Consider the following 15,942-nt stretch of genomic DNA (forward strand, 5'->3'; position numbering starts at 1 on the left):
CGTTCAGTCCATCTCGGACACTCCGTCGAACGTGCAGACGAGGCCGCTGACCTCGTCGTGCCACACGCGGCCGCGTACGCCGTAGACGTCGCGGAGCAGTGCGGTGTCCACGACGTCCCGCGGGGCGCCCTCGGCGTGCACGCGGCCGTGCCGCAGCGCCACGACGCGATCCGAGTAGCGGACGGCCTGGGTGAGATCGTGCAGTACCGCGACGACGGTGAGTGATCGTTCGTGCTGGAGCCGGCGGACGAGGTCGAGGACCTCCAGCTGGTGCCGGACGTCCAGGTAGGTGGTCGGCTCGTCGAGCAGCAGCACCGGTGCGTCCTGTGCCAGCGCGAGAGCCAGCCGTACGCGCTGTCGCTGGCCGCCGGAGAGCTGGTCCACCGGGATGTCCGCCCACTCCTGTGTCCCGGTGTCGCGCAGCGCCGCACGCACCTCGTCGTCGTCCGCCTCGGTCAGCATCCCGAGCGGACCTCTTGTGGCGTAACGCCCCTGGCGCACCAGCTGACGCACGGTCAGGCCGCTCAGAGGCGGCATCGTCTGGGGGAGCAGGGCGATGCGTCGTGCCACCGCGCGGCGGTTCAGGCGGGCGAGCGGTTCACCGGCGACGAGCACGGCGCCTTGATCGGGTTCGTGCAGACCGGCCAGGACGCGCAGCATCGTCGTCTTGCCACTGCCGTTGCAGCCGAGCAGCGTGAGCCACTCGCCGCGGCGCGCGGCGACGTCCACGTCCCGCAGGACGACCTTGCTCCCGAATCCCGCCCACACGCCTTCTGCGCGCAGTTCGCTCACGTGGTCCCTCCGGTGATCGACGTCGAACCGCGGCGCGCCAGGGCGATCAGCACCACCGCACCGGCAAGCGCGGTGACAGCGCCCGCGGGAAGACCTGCTTCCGCCCGCCCTGCGGCGGAGGTGACGAGCTGGGCGACGGCGTCCGCCAGCGCCAATGCTCCCGCTCCGGTCAGTGCGGACGCCGGAACCAGATGGCGGTGCGTCGCACCGGTCAGCCTGCGGGCGGCGTGGGGCGCGAGCAGGCCGATGAACGCGGTGGCGCCCACCGCTGCCACCGCCGCGGAGGTGGCGAGTGCCGCCAGCGCGAGCGCCGCGTTCCGCCAGGGGGTGACGGCCAATCCCACGGCCAGTGCGTGGTCGTCGTCCACCGCCAGCACGTCGAGCGCTCCGGCGATCGCGACCGAGGCCACGAGCACCACGGCGAGCACCGGCCACAGCGGCGCGAGATGCTCCCACGTGCGGCCGGCCAGTGAACCGAGCAGCCACCGCGTCACCGCGCCCGCCAGCTGCGGCCGGGCGGTGAGCAGGACCAGGGTCAGCCCGGCCAGCACGGCCGACACGACCACTCCCACGACGGCGAGCCGCATCGCGTCCCCGCCGAACCGCGCCGCGAGCACCCACAGCACACCGCCGCCCACCACGCCGCCGACGAGCGCGGCGGCAGCCATGAACGGGGCGGTGGCCGCGATGCCGCCCGCCGCGGAGGCGCCGACCGCACCCAGCACCGCGCCGGACCCGACCCCGGTGATCTCCGGTGCTGCCAGGGGATTGCGCAGCACGCACTGCAACAGGGTCCCCGCCACGCCCAGGCACGCACCGGCGCACAACGCGACCAGCACTCGCGGTACCCGCAGTTCGACGATCACGGAGTGCTCGTGTCCGGTGCCGAACAACGCGATGGCGGTGTCCATCGGAGACAACGACGAGCCGATCGCGAGCTGCGCCAACGCACACACCGCGACCGCGGGCACGAGCAGAAGCAGAGCCGACCTCCTCCAGCGAGTCACGGCGAACTCCGCGCTGTGCGATCGCCGCGCAGCAGCAGGCCTGTACCGACCACGACGGCGACGAGCGCGGTCAGGCCGCCGACCGGGAGCTCCACCGGGTACAACACCGTACGAGCGGCCACGTCCGCGACGACCACCACGAGCGCACCGAGCGCCGCGGACCACGCCAGCCGCTGCACGGCGCCGCTGTTCGGCCGCCAGGCGTGGGCGATGCGGACCGCGAAGAACCCGACCCAGGCGATGGGACCGCACGGCCCGGCCACGACCGCCACGAGCAGCGACGCCACCGCCAGCACGATCATCCGCGCCGCGCCGGCACGCAGCCCGAGCGCCGACGCCGTGTCGTCACCCAGCCGCAGGAGGTTCACCGCGGGCAGGACCGCCACCGCGGCGACCAGCGCCACCACCATCCCCGCCGCGGCCGGACCCACGGCCTGCCAGGAGGTTCCGGTGAGCGAGCCGAGCAGGTAACGCACCAGCACGCCCTGCTCGCGGGAGTCGACGAGGGCACCAGCAGCGATCATGAGCGCCTGGCACGCGGCACTCACCGCCGCGCCGATCAGCAGCACCGCGGAAGGGCCGGCTGCACCTCGGACGGCGAGCAGCGTCACGCCCCCGCCCACCGCCGCGCCGAGGAGCGCGGGTACCACCGGCGCGCCCGGCACGGCGATCCCGAGCGCCACGCAGATGCCGACCGCCGCACCGGCGCCGCTGGACACCCCCAGCAGTTCCGGTACGGCCAGCGGGTTGCGCAATGCCTCCTGCAACAGCATGCCTGCAGCGCCGAGGCACGCTCCCGCGATGATGCCGAGCATCAGCCGTGGCGCCCGCACCTGCGTGACGATGACGTGCTCCAGACCGTCCGCCGCGGACAACGCGGGCAGCAGCCGGTTCACGCCGACGAACGGCTGGCCCAGCATCAGCGCCGCGGTTGCGATCACCAGTGCGAACGCGGAGGCTGTCGCCACGCGTGCCGTCACGCGGGAACCTTCTCCAGCGCCTCGTCGATGATCGCGGTCAGGCTGCGGGTACCGCGGCCGGATCCCCAGAGCTTCGCGTGCATCTCGTGCACCCGCTGCTGCTTCACCGCCGGGATCTGCTGCCACACCGCGTTGTCCGCCAGTTGCGCACTGAGCGTCCGGTCCTTCGCGGAGAACAACAGGGAGTAGACGAACACGACGTCGGGCTGCCGGGCGAGCAGTTCCTCGACGCTGTAGTTGCTCGCGGTCGCGATGTCGCCGCCCTTGCCGGGGAACGGGTAGTCGAACAACCGGGAGAGCAGATCACCCTTGAGGGACGCGGTCGTGTCCACTCCGATGGCGTCCATGCTGCCGTACATCAGCAGAACCTTCTTGCTGCTCTGTCCACTGGCACGGGTGCGTTCCACGGCGTCGGCGAGCTTGCCGCGGAACTGCTCCTCGGCGCCGCGGGCCTGCTCCACCCGGCCTGTGAGCGAACCCAGGGCACGCAGGAAACCGACGGACTGCTCCCAGGTCACCGGATCGGCCGTCCACAGTGGAGCGAAGCGCTCGATCGCCTCCTTCAGCGGGTCGTGCACACCGGGCAGCCCGATCACGAGGTCCGGCCGCATCGCCGCGACGGCCTCGACGTCCTCGCTGCCGAACGTGCCCGGCACCACCGCCACAGCGGCGCCCGCCTGCTCGCCGAGCAGTGCCGGGTGCTTGATCAGTGCCGGGTTGCTCGTGCCGACCGGCGTGAGGCCCAGCGTGGTCACGATGTCGTCGCACAGCCCGTTCAGGCAGACGATCCGCTCGGGCCGCTTCGGGAGAGCAAGCGTCCGGCCCTGGGGATCGGTGACGGTCAGCGACGGCTCCAGCGGTGCCGCCGCGCGGTCGATCGAAGGTCTGGAGCCACCGGGGGTGGTCGCACCAACGTCCGCCGGAGGAGCGGAACACGCCGTCATCGCCGCGGCGATGACGAGGAACGGGACGGCTCGGCGGGAAGCGAGGCTGTGACGGGGCATGTGCGTGCCTTCCACTCGGGAGGGGTGATCGGGAGGCCGGAACGGGTCACGCCAGCCATGAATATGATTATCATGTGCACATGTTCAGGCGCACCCCGGTCACCGTGCTGTCCGGCTTCCTCGGCTCGGGCAAGACGACGTTGCTCAACCACGTGCTCGCCAACCGGGAAGGACGGCGCGTGGCGGTGATCGTCAACGACATGAGCGAGATCAACATCGACGCCGCGCTGGTGGCGGGCCAGGGGACCCTCGACCGCACGCAGGAGCGGCTGGTCGAGCTGACCAACGGCTGCATCTGCTGCACGTTGCGCGAGGACCTGCTCGACAGCGTCGGCGAGCTGGCGCGCTCGGGCCGGTTCGACACGATCCTCATCGAGTCCACCGGCATCTCGGAGCCGATGCCGGTGGCCGCGACCTTCGACTGGACCTTCTCCGACGGCACGAGCCTGTCCGACCTCGCGCGGCTGGACACGATGGTGACGCTGGTGGACGCGGCGGGTTTCCTGCGCGAACTGACCACGGGTGACCACCTGGCCGAGCGCGACCTCGCCGCCGCGGAGTCCGACGAGCGCACCATCTCGGACCTGCTGGTCGACCAGGTCGAGTTCGCGGACCTGCTGGTGGTCAACAAGACCGACCTCGTGACCGCGGAACAGCTCGCGACGCTCGACGCCGTGCTGCGCAGGATGAACCCCACCGCCCGCCTGCTGCACACGCGGCACGGCGTCGTCGACCTGGCCGAGGTGCTCGACACCGGTCGCTACGACCCGATCACCGCCGCGCAGGCTCCCGGCTGGGCCCAGGAACTGGCGGGCACCGGCCACGTCCCGGAGACCGAGGAGTACGGCATCCGCTCGGTCGCGTTCCGCGCGTCGCGGCCGTTCCACCCCGCACGGCTGATGGCGGCGCTGGCCGACTGGGACGGTGTGTTGCGCAGCAAGGGTTTCTGCCACATCGCCAGCCGTCCCGAGGTTCTCGCGGTGTGGTCGCAGGCAGGCCCGAACCTCACCCTGGAACCGGGGCAGCTGCTGGACACCCCGCAGGGCCGCCAGGAACTGGTCTTCATCGGCGTAGGCCTCGACCTCGACGAACCGCGCCGCCGCCTGGAACCGGCGCTGCTGACCGACGAGGAGTTCGAGGCCGGTCCGGTGCACTGGCGCGAGCTGGAGGACCCGCTGCCGGAGTGGGACCTCGCCGACCTGCACGAGCACGCCTGATGACCGGCCCGTCGACCGCGGACCCCGCCGCGGCGGAAGCGGTGTTCGCCCAGGCCGAGCTGGCACTGCTGGACGCGTTGCCGGTCGCCGGCGTGGTGGCCGACGTCGGACCCGGATCGGGCACCGGCACGCTGCGGCTGGCCGAACGCGCGGGACGGGTCTACGCCGTGGACAACGACGAGGCGATGCTCGCCCTGGTGCGCGAGCGCGCTGAACGGGCAGGGCTGGGCGACCGCGTGCGCACGGTGCTCCACGACCTCGACGACGGTCCAGTGCCGCTGCCGGAACCCGTGTCGCTGATCTGGTCCGGGGCGTGCGTGCACCACGCGTTGTCCTGGCAGGACGCGGTGTCCGGGCTGGCCGGGCTGCTCGCTCCCGGCGGTCTGCTCGCACTGGGGGAGGGCGGCCTGCCCGCGCGTTGCCTGCCCTGGGACGTCGGCGTGGGCAGGCCTGGGCTCGAGGCCCGGCTCGACGCCGCGCACAACGAGTGGTTCACGGCGTGGTTCGAGAGCAGGCCCGCGGTCGTGCGCGCGGCACGCGGATGGCCGGGCCTGTTGCGGTCCGCCGGACTCGAGCAGGTCACCGGTCGCAGCGCGCTGCTGGACCTGCCCGCGCCGCTCACCGGGGCGGTGCGGGAGGTGGTGCTGGCGGAGCTCGCCGCACGCGTCGGACGAGCCCGGGCGTACCTGGCTCAGGACGATCGCGTCGCGTGGAACAGCTTGCTCGACCGCACCTCACCGGTGTGGCTGGGCCACCGTGACGACGTAGCGCTGCTCACGGCCAGGACCATCCACATGGGCACCAGGCGAGGAGAGCACGGTCAAAGGCTGGCGACCAGGTAGTACAGCGCGCTCAGGGTGAGTGCGACGGCGATGACGACAGCCGTGGCCTGGATCCACCGCTTGCTCACTTCCACCTCCGTGCTCGGCCCCCATGACCACTCATATGAAGTAGAGCACGCCTCGCCTGGCTCATGCGGCTCGACAACACCGTCACACGGCGTCTGCCGAGCTCTCGGCTCGGCGCCCTGGGGCGAGCAGACCGTGCTTGGGCGCCAGCACCCAGGCCGCGAGGAACACCGCGGTGAGAACGAGGACGATCGTTCCGCCGGTCGGGAAGTCCCACGACCACGACACGTACAGACCGACCAGTGCGCACAAGCCGCCGATCACGGGCGCGAGCAGCATCATCACCGCGAGCCGGTCGGTGAGCAGACGTGCGGTCGCCGCCGGTGTCACCAGGAGCGCGAGCACCAGGATGTTGCCGATCGTCTGCACCGAGATCACCACCGCGAGAGTGACCAGCACGTAGAGCACGATGTCGAGCCAGAACACCCGCAGGCCCGTCGCCCGTGCCATCTCCCGGTCGATGGTGACCGCGACGAACTCCTTGTGCAGCAGGAACACCGCGCCCAGCACGAGGACGCCGGTCACCGCGACCGTGTACAGGTCCTCGTCGGGGATGCCGGTGATGGAGCCGAACAGGAACTGCTGCAGCGACCCCGCGTAGCCCGGCGCCCTGGAGATCACCACGATGCCCAGCGCGAACGCGGCCACGAAGAAGATCCCGATGACCGAGTCCTCGCGAAGCCGCCGGTTCTGCGAGAACACTGCGACCAGCACCGCGGTCGCCACGCCGGCGATGGTGCCGCCGAGGATCAGGTTGCCCGACACCGCGAACGCGATGGCCAGTCCGGGGAACACCGCGTGTGCGACCGCGTCGCCGATGAACGCCATTCCCCGCAGAACGACGTAACAGCCCACGACACCGCAGACGATCGAGGACATGACCGCGACCAGCAGTGCCTTGGGCAGGAACGCGAGGTCGGGGTTGACCAGGTCGCGGAGGAAGTCGACGGGGGACATTCAGACCGCCTTGAGGATCTTGAGCAACGGGCTGCCCTCGCTGACGCCGAAGGTGTCCATCCACGGCTTCTCGTCGCGCAGCTGATCTGGCGATCCCGCGGCGACGACCGTGCGGTTGAGCAGGATGAGCCGGTCGCACGTGTAGAGCGCGCCCGGCAGGTCGTGGGTGGTGGTCAGGACGGCGTGGGAGTCCCTGGCCAATGACAGCAGCAGGTCCGAGAGCAGTTCCTGCGTCGGCATGTCCAGGCCCGTGAAGGGCTCGTCGAGCAGTAGCGCCGACGGCTGGAGCGCCAACGCCCTGGCCAGCAGCACGCGCTGACGCTGCCCACCGGACAGTTCACCGACCGGGCGGGTCCTGAGATCGGCCATGCGCACCCGGTCGAGCGCCTCGACCACCGCACGCCAGTCCGCTGCGCGCGGCCTGCGGAACAGGCCGAGCCTTCCGGTGCGGCCGGTCATCACCACGCCCTCCACCGAGAGCGGGAAGTCCCAGGCGAACTCGTGCCGCTGAGGCACGTAACCCAGGCCGGTGCCCGCGCGGCGCACCGGCTCCCCGTCCACCTCCACCTGGCCCGCCTTGGGTTTCAGGAGGCCCATGAGGCTGCGCAGCAACGTGGTCTTGCCCGCGCCGTTCGGCCCGACCAGCCCGACCAGTTCGCCTCGGTCGACGGTGAGGCCGACGTCGGTGAGCACCCGGCGTCCGCCCAGGTCCACGGCCAGCCCGTTCACCCGCAACGCGTTCACCCGGACGTCCCCTGCCGCTTCGCCGCGCGGCCGCGCACGATCACCACGACGACGAGCGCGCCCAGCACGGCGACGGCCGCGATCAGCGCGATGACACCCCAGGGCGGTCCCGAACCACCGCCGTTCCCGGCACTGTCCTTTTCGGACGCCGCTGCGGAAGGTGTTGCGCTCGCGGTTGTTCTCGGTGCGGCAGCCAGTGCCGCTTTGGTGTCGGTCGCGTCCCCGACGGCGAAGCGCAGCGTCGCGGTGGTGCGGGCCTCCTTGCCGTCCACCAGCTTGGCGTGCGCCTCCACCTGGACGAGGTAGACGCCAGGAGTGGTGAAGACCCAGTTGGCGTGCGTGTGCGTGTTGGTGTCGACCCAGATGTCCTGGCGTTCGGCCTTGGTGGAGTCCCAGAGCACGTCGGCGGCGCCGAAGTTGCCGGCCTGCAGGTAGACGAACAGCTCGCCGGGACCGTCGACGCCGGTGAGGGTCAGGGTGACCCCGCGGTCGACGACCTCCATCACCTCGGGGTCCTGGGTGTTCCAGCCGACCCAGGCCACCTCGGGGTTCTGCACCTGCGGCAGCACGTGCACCTTCGAGCCGGGCTTGCCGATGAAGGCGTACGCGGGGTTGTCCGGCACCGTGAGCAGTGCCTTGTCCGAGACCTGGAACGCGGTGCGGTCCAGGTCCCGCCACACGGACGGATCGCCGGTGTCGTCGTGCGCCATCAGCTTCCACGCGCCGTCGACGAACCGGGGGCCGACGTCCACGTGGCCGCGCGCCAGCACGGCCTCGTCTGCGGCGATCCGCTGGTCGGGCGCGATGGTCTGGTCCTGCCCGTCGCCGGGTGGTTGCGCCAGGGCCGCGGCGGGCGCCAGCAGCGCCGCCACGACCAGCAGGGCGCTCGGCAGGGACCGTCTCATGTACTCCTCTTTCATCAGCGCAGGCAGTCGCGCAGCGAGTCGGCGTTGAACCGCATCATCCGGACGTAGGTCGTGACCTCGCCGTCGAAGGTGTCGCCGTAGATCGGGCAGACCCGGATCCCCTGCTCACCGGCGACCTGGGTGAGCGTCGACGAACGGGCGGCCAGGTTGGGTTCGAGGAACACCGCGGGCACCGCGAGGGTGCGGATCGTCTCGGTGAGCTTGCGGCGGTCGGCCAGGGAGGGCTCGGTGGCGGGGTTGGGCGTGACAAATCCGGCGACGCTCATGCCGTACGCCTGGGCGAGGTAGCCGAACGCGTCGTGCGTCGTGATCAGATGACGGCGCGCCGCGGGGATCTCGTCGATCTGCGCGCGCACATATCGGTCGAGTGCGTCGAGTTCGGCGAGGTAGGCCTCGGTGTTGCGGCGGTACTCCCGCGCGCCCTCGGGGTCCTTCTCGATCAGCGTGTCGCGGATGACCTGGGTGTAGGCCATGGCGTTGCGCACGTTCTGCCACAGGTGCGGATCGATCTCGCCGTGCACGTGCTTGCCGAGCACGGCCTGGGCGAGCTGGTAGACCCGCTCACCGGGCCGGCCGAGGAACCCGAACCCGGCGGGGATCTCGCTGAGCGCCTTGCCCGGCACCACGACGACGGCATCGGACGCGGGCACGACCTGCTGCGCCTTCTCCCCGCCTCCCTGCGGGTCGAAGAGCGCGTAGACCTGCTCGCGGTCCAGGTCGACGGTGAGGTCGGCATGCCCGCGGTCCACCAGCACAGGCCGGTCCGGGGGCTGTACACCGACCGCGAAGGTGAACGTCGACTCGCCGAGCGGGACCGGTCGTGACTTCTGGTCCACCCGCAGGCGCGCGGACAGGGTCACCTCGTAGACGCCGGGCCGGGTGAACGCCCAGGACATGTGGGTGTGGGCATCGGCGGGCAGGGTCGCGGTGTCGTCGCCGTAGCCGTCGCCGGGGTCGAAGCCGTCGCTGGAGTCGAAGTAGACGTCGGCGTCGCCGAACGACCCGGTGAGGTAGCCGTAGACGTTCCCGGGGCCGCTGGCGGCGGTCATGCTCAGCAGGACCTCCGACGCGCGGTTCGCGCCGTGAGCCTTCCCGTCGCCCCTGGCCCGCAGTCCGAGCCACACGGTGTCCAGCGTGACGTCCTCGACCAGCGGGATGATCTCGGCGGCGTACTTGACGGCGTCCTCGGCCAGCGAGACGTTCGCCGCCTCCGGGCGGAGGTTGGCGTCCAGGGCCCTGATGACGGAGTGCTCCTCCAGCATCACGTAGTTGCTGAACGCCACGTCCGCGTACACCACGTTCCGGACGTCACGCAGGCTCGGTTCGTAGGAGTGCGGGTCGGCTCCGTCCGGTACGAGCGAGGTGACGTTGACCCTCGACCCGCCCACGTTGCGCACGAGATCCCGCAGCAGGCCGGTCGTGGCGACCACCTGCAACCGGCCGTCGCGGTCGCTCAGCGACGCAGGAGCGGTGCAGCCCGAAGCTCCCACCATGACGATCAACCCGAACAGCAGGCGTCGGCGCAAGCCAAGGAGCACGTCGTCACGCCAATCCCGAAGTAGTCAACAACGATAATCATAATCATCAAGTCGCGAGACGCGGAGGCCGGGGCGCACTGCCCGGCCTCCGCGCGGATCACGGTTGAACGGTGAAGGTGTAGGTCTTCTGGCCCGTGGTGACCGCGCCGCCGGTGGCCCGGGTCGCCGTGACCTCGAAGACCGCGGTGTAGGTGCCGGCCGCTTCGAACGCCCAGTTGGCGTGGGCGTGGGTGTTCACGGCGAACGCGCGGCTGTCGGGCAGGCCGTTGCCGCTGTCGAACCACACGGTCGGCGTTCCGAACGAGCCCGTGGTGAAGACGCTGAAGCCCGCGGGGCCGGTGACGGACACCAGCTTCACGGTGAGCGTGTTGCCCTGCAGCACTCCCGCCGGCACGCCCTCGGTGCTGAAGCCCGCCCACAGCACGCCGCTCGCCTGGCTCTGCGGCAGGATCCACACCGGTGAGCCGGGGGAGCCGAGGAACGCGTAGGAGGAGTTCGACGGCACCGTCGTGCGGCTCGCCGGCACGGCGTTCAGCGTCACGGTGGACGGGTCGCGGTCCGCGCCGGGGACGACGGTGTCGTCGCGGACGTCGAGCGTGAGGGCGCTGCCGGTCCAGTCGACGTCGATGGCGTCGGCGTGGCCGGAGGAGAGGGTCACCGCGGCATGTGCGGTGCCAGTGGCGACCAGGGCGAGTCCGGCGGCCAGTGCGGCGGCGGCGAGGCGGCGGATCATCGGTTCACCTTGAGACGGTAGGTGGCGGACTCGGAAACGACCTTCTGCCCGGTCGCGGCGAGGACGCCCGCGGCGCGCACGGTCACCGTGTAGGTGCCGGCGGCCTCGAACGCCCAGTTGGCGTGCTGGTGCTCTCCGGCGGCGAGTTCGATCCGGTCGGGCAGGCCGTCACCGCTGTCCACCAGGACGGTGGGCGCACCCACGGCGTCGGTGGTGAAGATGCTGAAGTCGCCGGGGCCGTGGACGCACTCGACCTTCAGCTTCAGCGTTCCCTCGGTGAAGATCCCGGGCTCGATCTCCTCAGTGGCGATGCCGGGCCACAGCAGGTTCGGGTCCTGCACCTGGGGCAGTACCCAGACCGGCGCGCCGGTCTTGCCGAGGAACGAGTACGCGGGGTCGGCGGGCACGGAGGTCTTGGCGGCGGACTTCGCGACCAGCAGCACCTCCGAGGGCTCGTACTCGGCCTCGGCGGCTCCGTCGTGGACGTGCAGGTGGAAGGCGCCGTCCTCGAAGGCGACGCCGAAGACGTCGACGTGACCGCTGTCGATCGTGGTGATCGTTTCGGCGGTGGCGGGAGCGGCGGTGAGGGTGGTCAACCCGGTCGCTGCCGCGAAAAGCAGGGCGATGTGTGCAGTGGTGCGCACGGACGTGGACTCCAATCGTGCGGTGGTGCGGCCCGAGCGGGCCGCGGCACCCGTCGCAGTCTTGCTAATGAAAATCGTTTGCAACAGGGCCGAATGGACTATTGGAAACGATTGTCGTTTGTATTACGGTCGAGCCGCATCGCCGATCCGCCGGCGTTGGTGCCTGGAGGTTCAACAACACATGCACGTGCCTGCGTCCACACGTGTCACGGCAGGGCTCTTCGCCGTTGTCGCAGCACTGCTGGCGAGTGCGCCCGCCGCGCTCGCCGAACCCGCCGACCCCGTCGGCCCCGTCGGCCCCGTTGCGGACGCCGTCCTGGACGTGGCCGGAGATCGTCTCGAGATCGACGCCGCACAGCAGCGGGTGGAGGCGGCGGATCCGGCCGCGCCCGTCGAGCTGACCTGGGACACCAGTTCCATCGAACCCGGCACCGTCTTCGGCGACAGGGTCACCCTGCGAGCGTCCGTTGTGGACAGCGGGGCACCGGCGGGGGAGCCCGTCGCGGTTCCCGTCGCGTCCACCGGAACGCTCCAGGTCGATCCGCCGGGACCGGGCGGGCACGAGCTCCGCCTCGAAGCCACCGCGCACGCTCTCGACGGCCGGCCGCTGGCCGTCGAGAGCGTCTACGCCCTGTCGGTCGCCGAGGCGGCTCGCCCCGAGGTGGCGCCGCAGGTCCTCCCGCAGGTCCTTCCGCCGGCTCCCCGGCCGGAGGTCGTCGCGCCGAGCCCGCAGATCCGCGCTGTCGTGCAACAACCACCGACGGCCACCGGCCGCGTCGTCATCGACAGGGGACACGTCGACGCCGTCGCTCCCCGGTTGCTGCCGGACGGACTGCACATCCAGGTCAAGGACGGCACGGTCGCCGGCACCACGACGTGGCGCGAGCCGGCCGACGTGGAGCTGAAGGTCACCTCCGCTGCCCGGACCGCACTGCCGTCGAGCCCGGAACTCGCGTTCCTCGGCGCGGCGGGCAAACAGGTCTTCCTGCTGCCGCAGACGCAGCGAGCCGACCTCCTGTGGGCGGGCTGGTCCACCGAGGAACTGCGCCCGGCCGACGTGTCCGGGCCGGTGACGTGGTCGCTGACCGCCGTCGACGGCCCCGGTGCGTTCGGCTTGTTCACCACCGGCTCGTTCGGCGAGCCGTCGGTCCTCTTCAACAGCACCGACGGTCTGCCGGACGCGCAGTCCGTGCCGTTGGGCACGCACGCCCACGCCAACTGGGTGTTCGCCGAACCCGGCCGCTACCGCCTCACGTTCACCGCCACCGCCCCCGGTACCGGCGGACCGCTGACCGACACCGAGACCTACACCTTCACGATCGGCGACGGCACGCCCTCGCCCGTGCAGCCGGGCACCGCCGACCGCAAGCCCGCCACCGCTCTCGCGTCGACCGGCCCCGCCGGCCTGTCCGCCGTCACCGCCCTCGGCCTCGCTCTGCTCGCCTCGGGTGTGGCCGTGCTCGTCATCACCCGTCGCCGCGTCCAGGAGAAGACCTCGTGAGCACCTCGCACCGCGGCTGGGCCGCGCTCGCCACCGTGACGGTGGCCGCGCTCACCTCGCTGTCACTCGCCACGGCCTTCGCCCAGGACACCGCGACCGTCGTCGACCAGGGTCACGTCGACCTGCTCGCACCGGTCGTGACCGAGGGCGTCCTGGACGTGCGTTACAAGGACGGCAACACCACGCCGCCGACGTGGCACGATCCCGAGCAGGTCGTCACCCACGTCAAACCCGAGTCCCGCATCCAGGTGCCCGACCTGCCCGAGTACGCCTTCCTCGGCCCCGCGGGCAGCGACCTCTGGCTCATCCCCGAGGTGCAGGACCCCAACGTCGTCTGGGCGGGCTGGAACACCGAGTCCCTGACCTCGGCGCAGGTGGATCCGAACTCCGTGCGCTGGACGTTGGACTCGATCTCCGGTGACCAGCGGGACGCCCCGGCACCGGGCACGCTGACGGTGTTCCAGTCCGGCCCGTTCGGCGAGCCGCTGCCCCGGGTCTTCGACACCGCCCAGCCCCTGCCGCAACACCACCCGTTGTCGCTCGGCACGCACGCCCACGCGAACTGGACGTTCTCGGCGCAGGGCGTCTACCGGCTCACGTTCGCGGTCGAAGCCACGACACCCGCGGGTGCGCCTCTGCGCGACACCACGACCTACACGATCGCCGTGGGCGACGTCGATCCCCGCACGGTCCAGCCAGGCGTGCCGACCACCACCACGACCACGACGACAACCACGACCACCACAACTGCGCCGACCACAACTACGACGGCCACGACCACAACTACGACGGCCACGACCACGACGACCACGGCCGCCACGACGACCGCCTCGGGAACGACCACCGTCCCCCCGGCGTCCTGCGTCGTGCTGAACGACGGCCATGTCGACCTCATCGCCCCACGTCTGCGCGAAGGCGCGTTGCGCACCGAGGTCAAGGACGGCACCGCAGGGGCGGACGCGGCGGTGTGGCGCGATCCTTCCGACGTGGTGCTGCACCTCGTTCCCGCGGCCCGCAACACCGTGCCGAACGACCCGGCCTACGGCTTCCTCGGCTCACCCGGCGCACCTGTGTGGCTCATCCCGCAGACCCAGATCCCCGGCGTCGTCTGGGCGGGGTGGAACACCGAGTCCCTGAGCCCGCGGGACATCTCGGGCGACGTCAGCGTTCGGATGTCCGCCGTGGACGGTCCGGGCCGCGTGGCCGTGTTCCTCACCGGCCTCACCCCGACCGTCCTGGCCGACTCGGCAGACGGCCTCCCGGACGTCATCACCGTTCCGCTGGGCACCCACGCCCACGCCAACTGGGCCTTCAGCGCCGAGGGGACCTACCGCGTCACCGTGGACGTCACAGCGACTCTCGCCGACGGCCGCACCGCCTCGGACAGCGACGTCTTCACCATCGCGGTGGGCGATGTCGACCCCACGGCCGGCCGGTCGTGCGCGACTCCGCCCACGACGACCACCAAGCCGCCCGGCACGCCGCCGATCATCACCACCACCGCCCCCGCGCCCCTCCGCGGCGGTCTGGCCTCCACCGGCGTCGGCGGCCTCGGCACAGCGGTTCTCCTGGCTTCCCTGCTCACCACCGGTGGAGTCGCCGTCCTGCTGCTCAGCCGCCGGCGCCGCCGCTGAGTGCCGCAAGCCGGAGGTCCGGAAACGATCCGAATGCCGTTATCCTGGGTGTATGACCGTCTTGCCGGCCGCCGGCGGGTCCATCAAACCGTGCTGTGATGACCTGGACGTGCTCATGACCTCGCCCGAGCTGCTGGTGCTGGACCTGCCGGTGCGTCCGGGCGTCGCGGTGTCGGCGATCCGCCGTGACCTCACCGCGGCTCTGCACGGCCTGGGGGAGAACCACCTCTACGACGTCCTGCTCGTGATGACCGAGCTGGTGAGCAACGTCCTGGACCACACGCCCGGCGTCGGCCGGCTGCGCGTCCTGCGCAGCCGGACGCCCTGTGCGGTGACGATCGAGGTGGACGACGACTCGGCCACGGAACCGGTGTACGGCCGTTCCCGCCTGCCGAACGACAACCGAGGACGGGGGATCGTGGTCGTCGACAACCTGGCGAAGGCGTGGGGCACCCGGCGACGGGCCGGCGGCGGCAAGACCGTGTTCGCGTCGGTCTCCTGCTGACCACTCGCTCGTCAAGCAGCCCAGGGCACGTCTTGTCGCCCGGATTGACGAACTTGCGCTGTCAAGCGGGTGTCGTTCGTCCGTGTCGACAGGACATTCGTATCGTGCGGTGAGTGGGAAGTGAACGGGCGGGCGGCCAGGAGCCTTCGGAACTGGGCATCGAGATGCTCCCTGTCGCGCTGGCAGGATTGCGCGCCGAGCTGAGCGAGGCCCGCGCTCTGGCCCGCGAGCTGGCCGGGATGACACCGGCTCAGGCGGACAGCTCGTGGTGCGATCAGCTCGAGGACGAGTACCACGACGTCGGTGCCGGGCACGCGCAGATGGTGCGTCAGCTGACGCGGTGGCGCCTCGACCACCCGCACGCTCCCGGACTGGACGAGCTGGCCGAACTCGTCGCCGACGTGGAGCCCGTCCGCCACGCTCTGCTGCGTCAGCTCGCGCGGCTGCGTTGCGCTCGGGGCACGAGCGGAACCCTTGTCCTGCCGGGCAAGCCGCGAGCGACGCTGATCCGCGACGAGCCGCAGTGGACGTTCTCGGACTCTCCTCGGTGCGGACCACGTGCCCTGCACGTCTGGCGTGAGGACGACACGCACCTCGTGGCCGTCGTCGCCGCCGAATCACCGGAGGACGGCGTCGACACCGCCGACGCTGTCGCCGCACGGCTGCGAGCCGAGCACCCGGACTGCGAGATCGAGCTGTTCGTGCGGACACCGAGCGCTGATCCCGGCGGCGGCGACCGCTTCGACCGCGTGACGCCGTCCGGCGCCGAGCAGGTGATCACGCATGACGTGATCGACCGGCTCGGTGCCGGACGGCAGTACCGCTGTCGCTGCCAGAGCTGACCTGAAAGGG

The 15,942-nt window shown here is 71.2% G+C and carries 16 protein-coding genes; 6 read left to right on the forward strand and 10 right to left on the reverse strand.

Going from position 1 to position 15,942, the window contains the following annotated elements; translation table 11 throughout:
* Positions 1–3: 3 nt before the first annotated feature.
* Genes AB0M48_RS25120 through AB0M48_RS25135 form a run of 4 tightly spaced genes read right to left on the reverse strand, consistent with a single transcriptional unit; the run spans position 4 to position 3,783 of the window.
* The gene (locus AB0M48_RS25120) at positions 4–792 is read right to left on the reverse strand and encodes an ABC transporter ATP-binding protein (RefSeq protein WP_363846319.1); all 789 of its coding nucleotides are present in this window, start codon (positions 790–792) and stop codon (positions 4–6) included.
* On the reverse strand, positions 789–1,799 hold the full coding sequence (locus AB0M48_RS25125) for an iron chelate uptake ABC transporter family permease subunit (protein WP_363846321.1): 1,011 nt from the start codon (positions 1,797–1,799) through the stop codon (positions 789–791). The genes AB0M48_RS25120 and AB0M48_RS25125 overlap by 4 nt, the downstream gene beginning before the upstream one ends.
* Complete coding sequence (locus AB0M48_RS25130; RefSeq protein WP_363846323.1) at positions 1,796–2,779, reverse strand: iron ABC transporter permease; 984 nt, start codon at positions 2,777–2,779, stop codon at positions 1,796–1,798. The genes AB0M48_RS25125 and AB0M48_RS25130 overlap by 4 nt, the downstream gene beginning before the upstream one ends.
* Complete coding sequence (locus AB0M48_RS25135) at positions 2,776–3,783, reverse strand: ABC transporter substrate-binding protein (RefSeq protein WP_363846325.1); 1,008 nt, start codon at positions 3,781–3,783, stop codon at positions 2,776–2,778. Before AB0M48_RS25135 ends, AB0M48_RS25130 begins: the two co-directional genes overlap by 4 nt.
* A gap of 80 nt (positions 3,784–3,863) precedes the next feature.
* Between AB0M48_RS25135 and AB0M48_RS25140 the strand changes: the two genes are divergently transcribed.
* Both AB0M48_RS25140 and AB0M48_RS25145 read left to right on the forward strand, forming a co-directional pair.
* On the forward strand, positions 3,864–5,000 hold the full coding sequence (locus AB0M48_RS25140; protein ID WP_363846327.1) for a GTP-binding protein: 1,137 nt from the start codon (positions 3,864–3,866) through the stop codon (positions 4,998–5,000).
* On the forward strand, positions 5,000–5,842 hold the full coding sequence (locus AB0M48_RS25145) for a class I SAM-dependent methyltransferase (RefSeq protein WP_363846329.1): 843 nt from the start codon (positions 5,000–5,002) through the stop codon (positions 5,840–5,842). The genes AB0M48_RS25140 and AB0M48_RS25145 overlap by 1 nt, the downstream gene beginning before the upstream one ends.
* Before the next feature lie 150 nt (positions 5,843–5,992).
* Here AB0M48_RS25145 and AB0M48_RS25150 read toward each other — a convergent pair whose 3' ends face one another.
* From AB0M48_RS25150 to AB0M48_RS25175, 6 genes are all read right to left on the reverse strand, one after another.
* Positions 5,993–6,865, reverse strand: a complete 873-nt coding sequence (locus tag AB0M48_RS25150; protein WP_363846332.1) for an anchored repeat-type ABC transporter permease subunit — start codon at positions 6,863–6,865, stop codon at positions 5,993–5,995.
* Positions 6,866–7,609, reverse strand: coding sequence for an anchored repeat-type ABC transporter ATP-binding subunit (locus AB0M48_RS25155; RefSeq protein WP_363846334.1), 744 nt, complete (start codon positions 7,607–7,609; stop codon positions 6,866–6,868). It abuts the gene before it with no gap.
* Entirely contained in the window at positions 7,606–8,514 is a 909-nt protein-coding gene (locus AB0M48_RS25160) for a TIGR03773 family transporter-associated surface protein (protein ID WP_363846336.1), read from the reverse strand. Before AB0M48_RS25160 ends, AB0M48_RS25155 begins: the two co-directional genes overlap by 4 nt.
* 14 nt (positions 8,515–8,528) lie before the next feature.
* Positions 8,529–10,061, reverse strand: coding sequence for an anchored repeat ABC transporter, substrate-binding protein (locus tag AB0M48_RS25165; RefSeq protein WP_363846338.1), 1,533 nt, complete (start codon positions 10,059–10,061; stop codon positions 8,529–8,531).
* Positions 10,062–10,170: 109 nt separating this feature from the next.
* Positions 10,171–10,806 (reverse strand): choice-of-anchor M domain-containing protein, encoded by a 636-nt coding sequence (locus AB0M48_RS25170; protein WP_363846340.1) that lies wholly within the window; start codon positions 10,804–10,806, stop codon positions 10,171–10,173.
* Positions 10,803–11,450, reverse strand: a complete 648-nt coding sequence (locus AB0M48_RS25175; RefSeq protein ID WP_363846342.1) for a choice-of-anchor M domain-containing protein — start codon at positions 11,448–11,450, stop codon at positions 10,803–10,805. The genes AB0M48_RS25170 and AB0M48_RS25175 overlap by 4 nt, the downstream gene beginning before the upstream one ends.
* Before the next feature lie 181 nt (positions 11,451–11,631).
* Between AB0M48_RS25175 and AB0M48_RS25180 the strand changes: the two genes are divergently transcribed.
* From AB0M48_RS25180 to AB0M48_RS25195, 4 genes are all read left to right on the forward strand, one after another.
* A complete protein-coding gene (locus AB0M48_RS25180; protein ID WP_363846344.1) occupies positions 11,632–12,951 on the forward strand; it encodes a choice-of-anchor M domain-containing protein in 1,320 nt (439 codons plus the stop codon).
* Positions 12,948–14,585, forward strand: coding sequence for a choice-of-anchor M domain-containing protein (locus AB0M48_RS25185; RefSeq protein ID WP_363846346.1), 1,638 nt, complete (start codon positions 12,948–12,950; stop codon positions 14,583–14,585). The genes AB0M48_RS25180 and AB0M48_RS25185 overlap by 4 nt, the downstream gene beginning before the upstream one ends.
* Positions 14,586–14,637: 52 nt before the next feature.
* Positions 14,638–15,090: an ATP-binding protein gene (locus AB0M48_RS25190; protein WP_363846348.1), complete on the forward strand. Its 453-nt coding sequence runs from the start codon at positions 14,638–14,640 to the stop codon at positions 15,088–15,090.
* Positions 15,091–15,203: 113 nt separating this feature from the next.
* A complete protein-coding gene (locus AB0M48_RS25195; RefSeq protein WP_363846350.1) occupies positions 15,204–15,932 on the forward strand; it encodes a hypothetical protein in 729 nt (242 codons plus the stop codon).
* Positions 15,933–15,942 lie beyond the last annotated feature (10 nt).

This window comes from Lentzea sp. NPDC051208 (assembly GCF_040682435.1).
Taxonomy (GTDB): Bacteria; Actinomycetota; Actinomycetes; order Mycobacteriales; family Pseudonocardiaceae; genus Lentzea; species Lentzea kristufekii.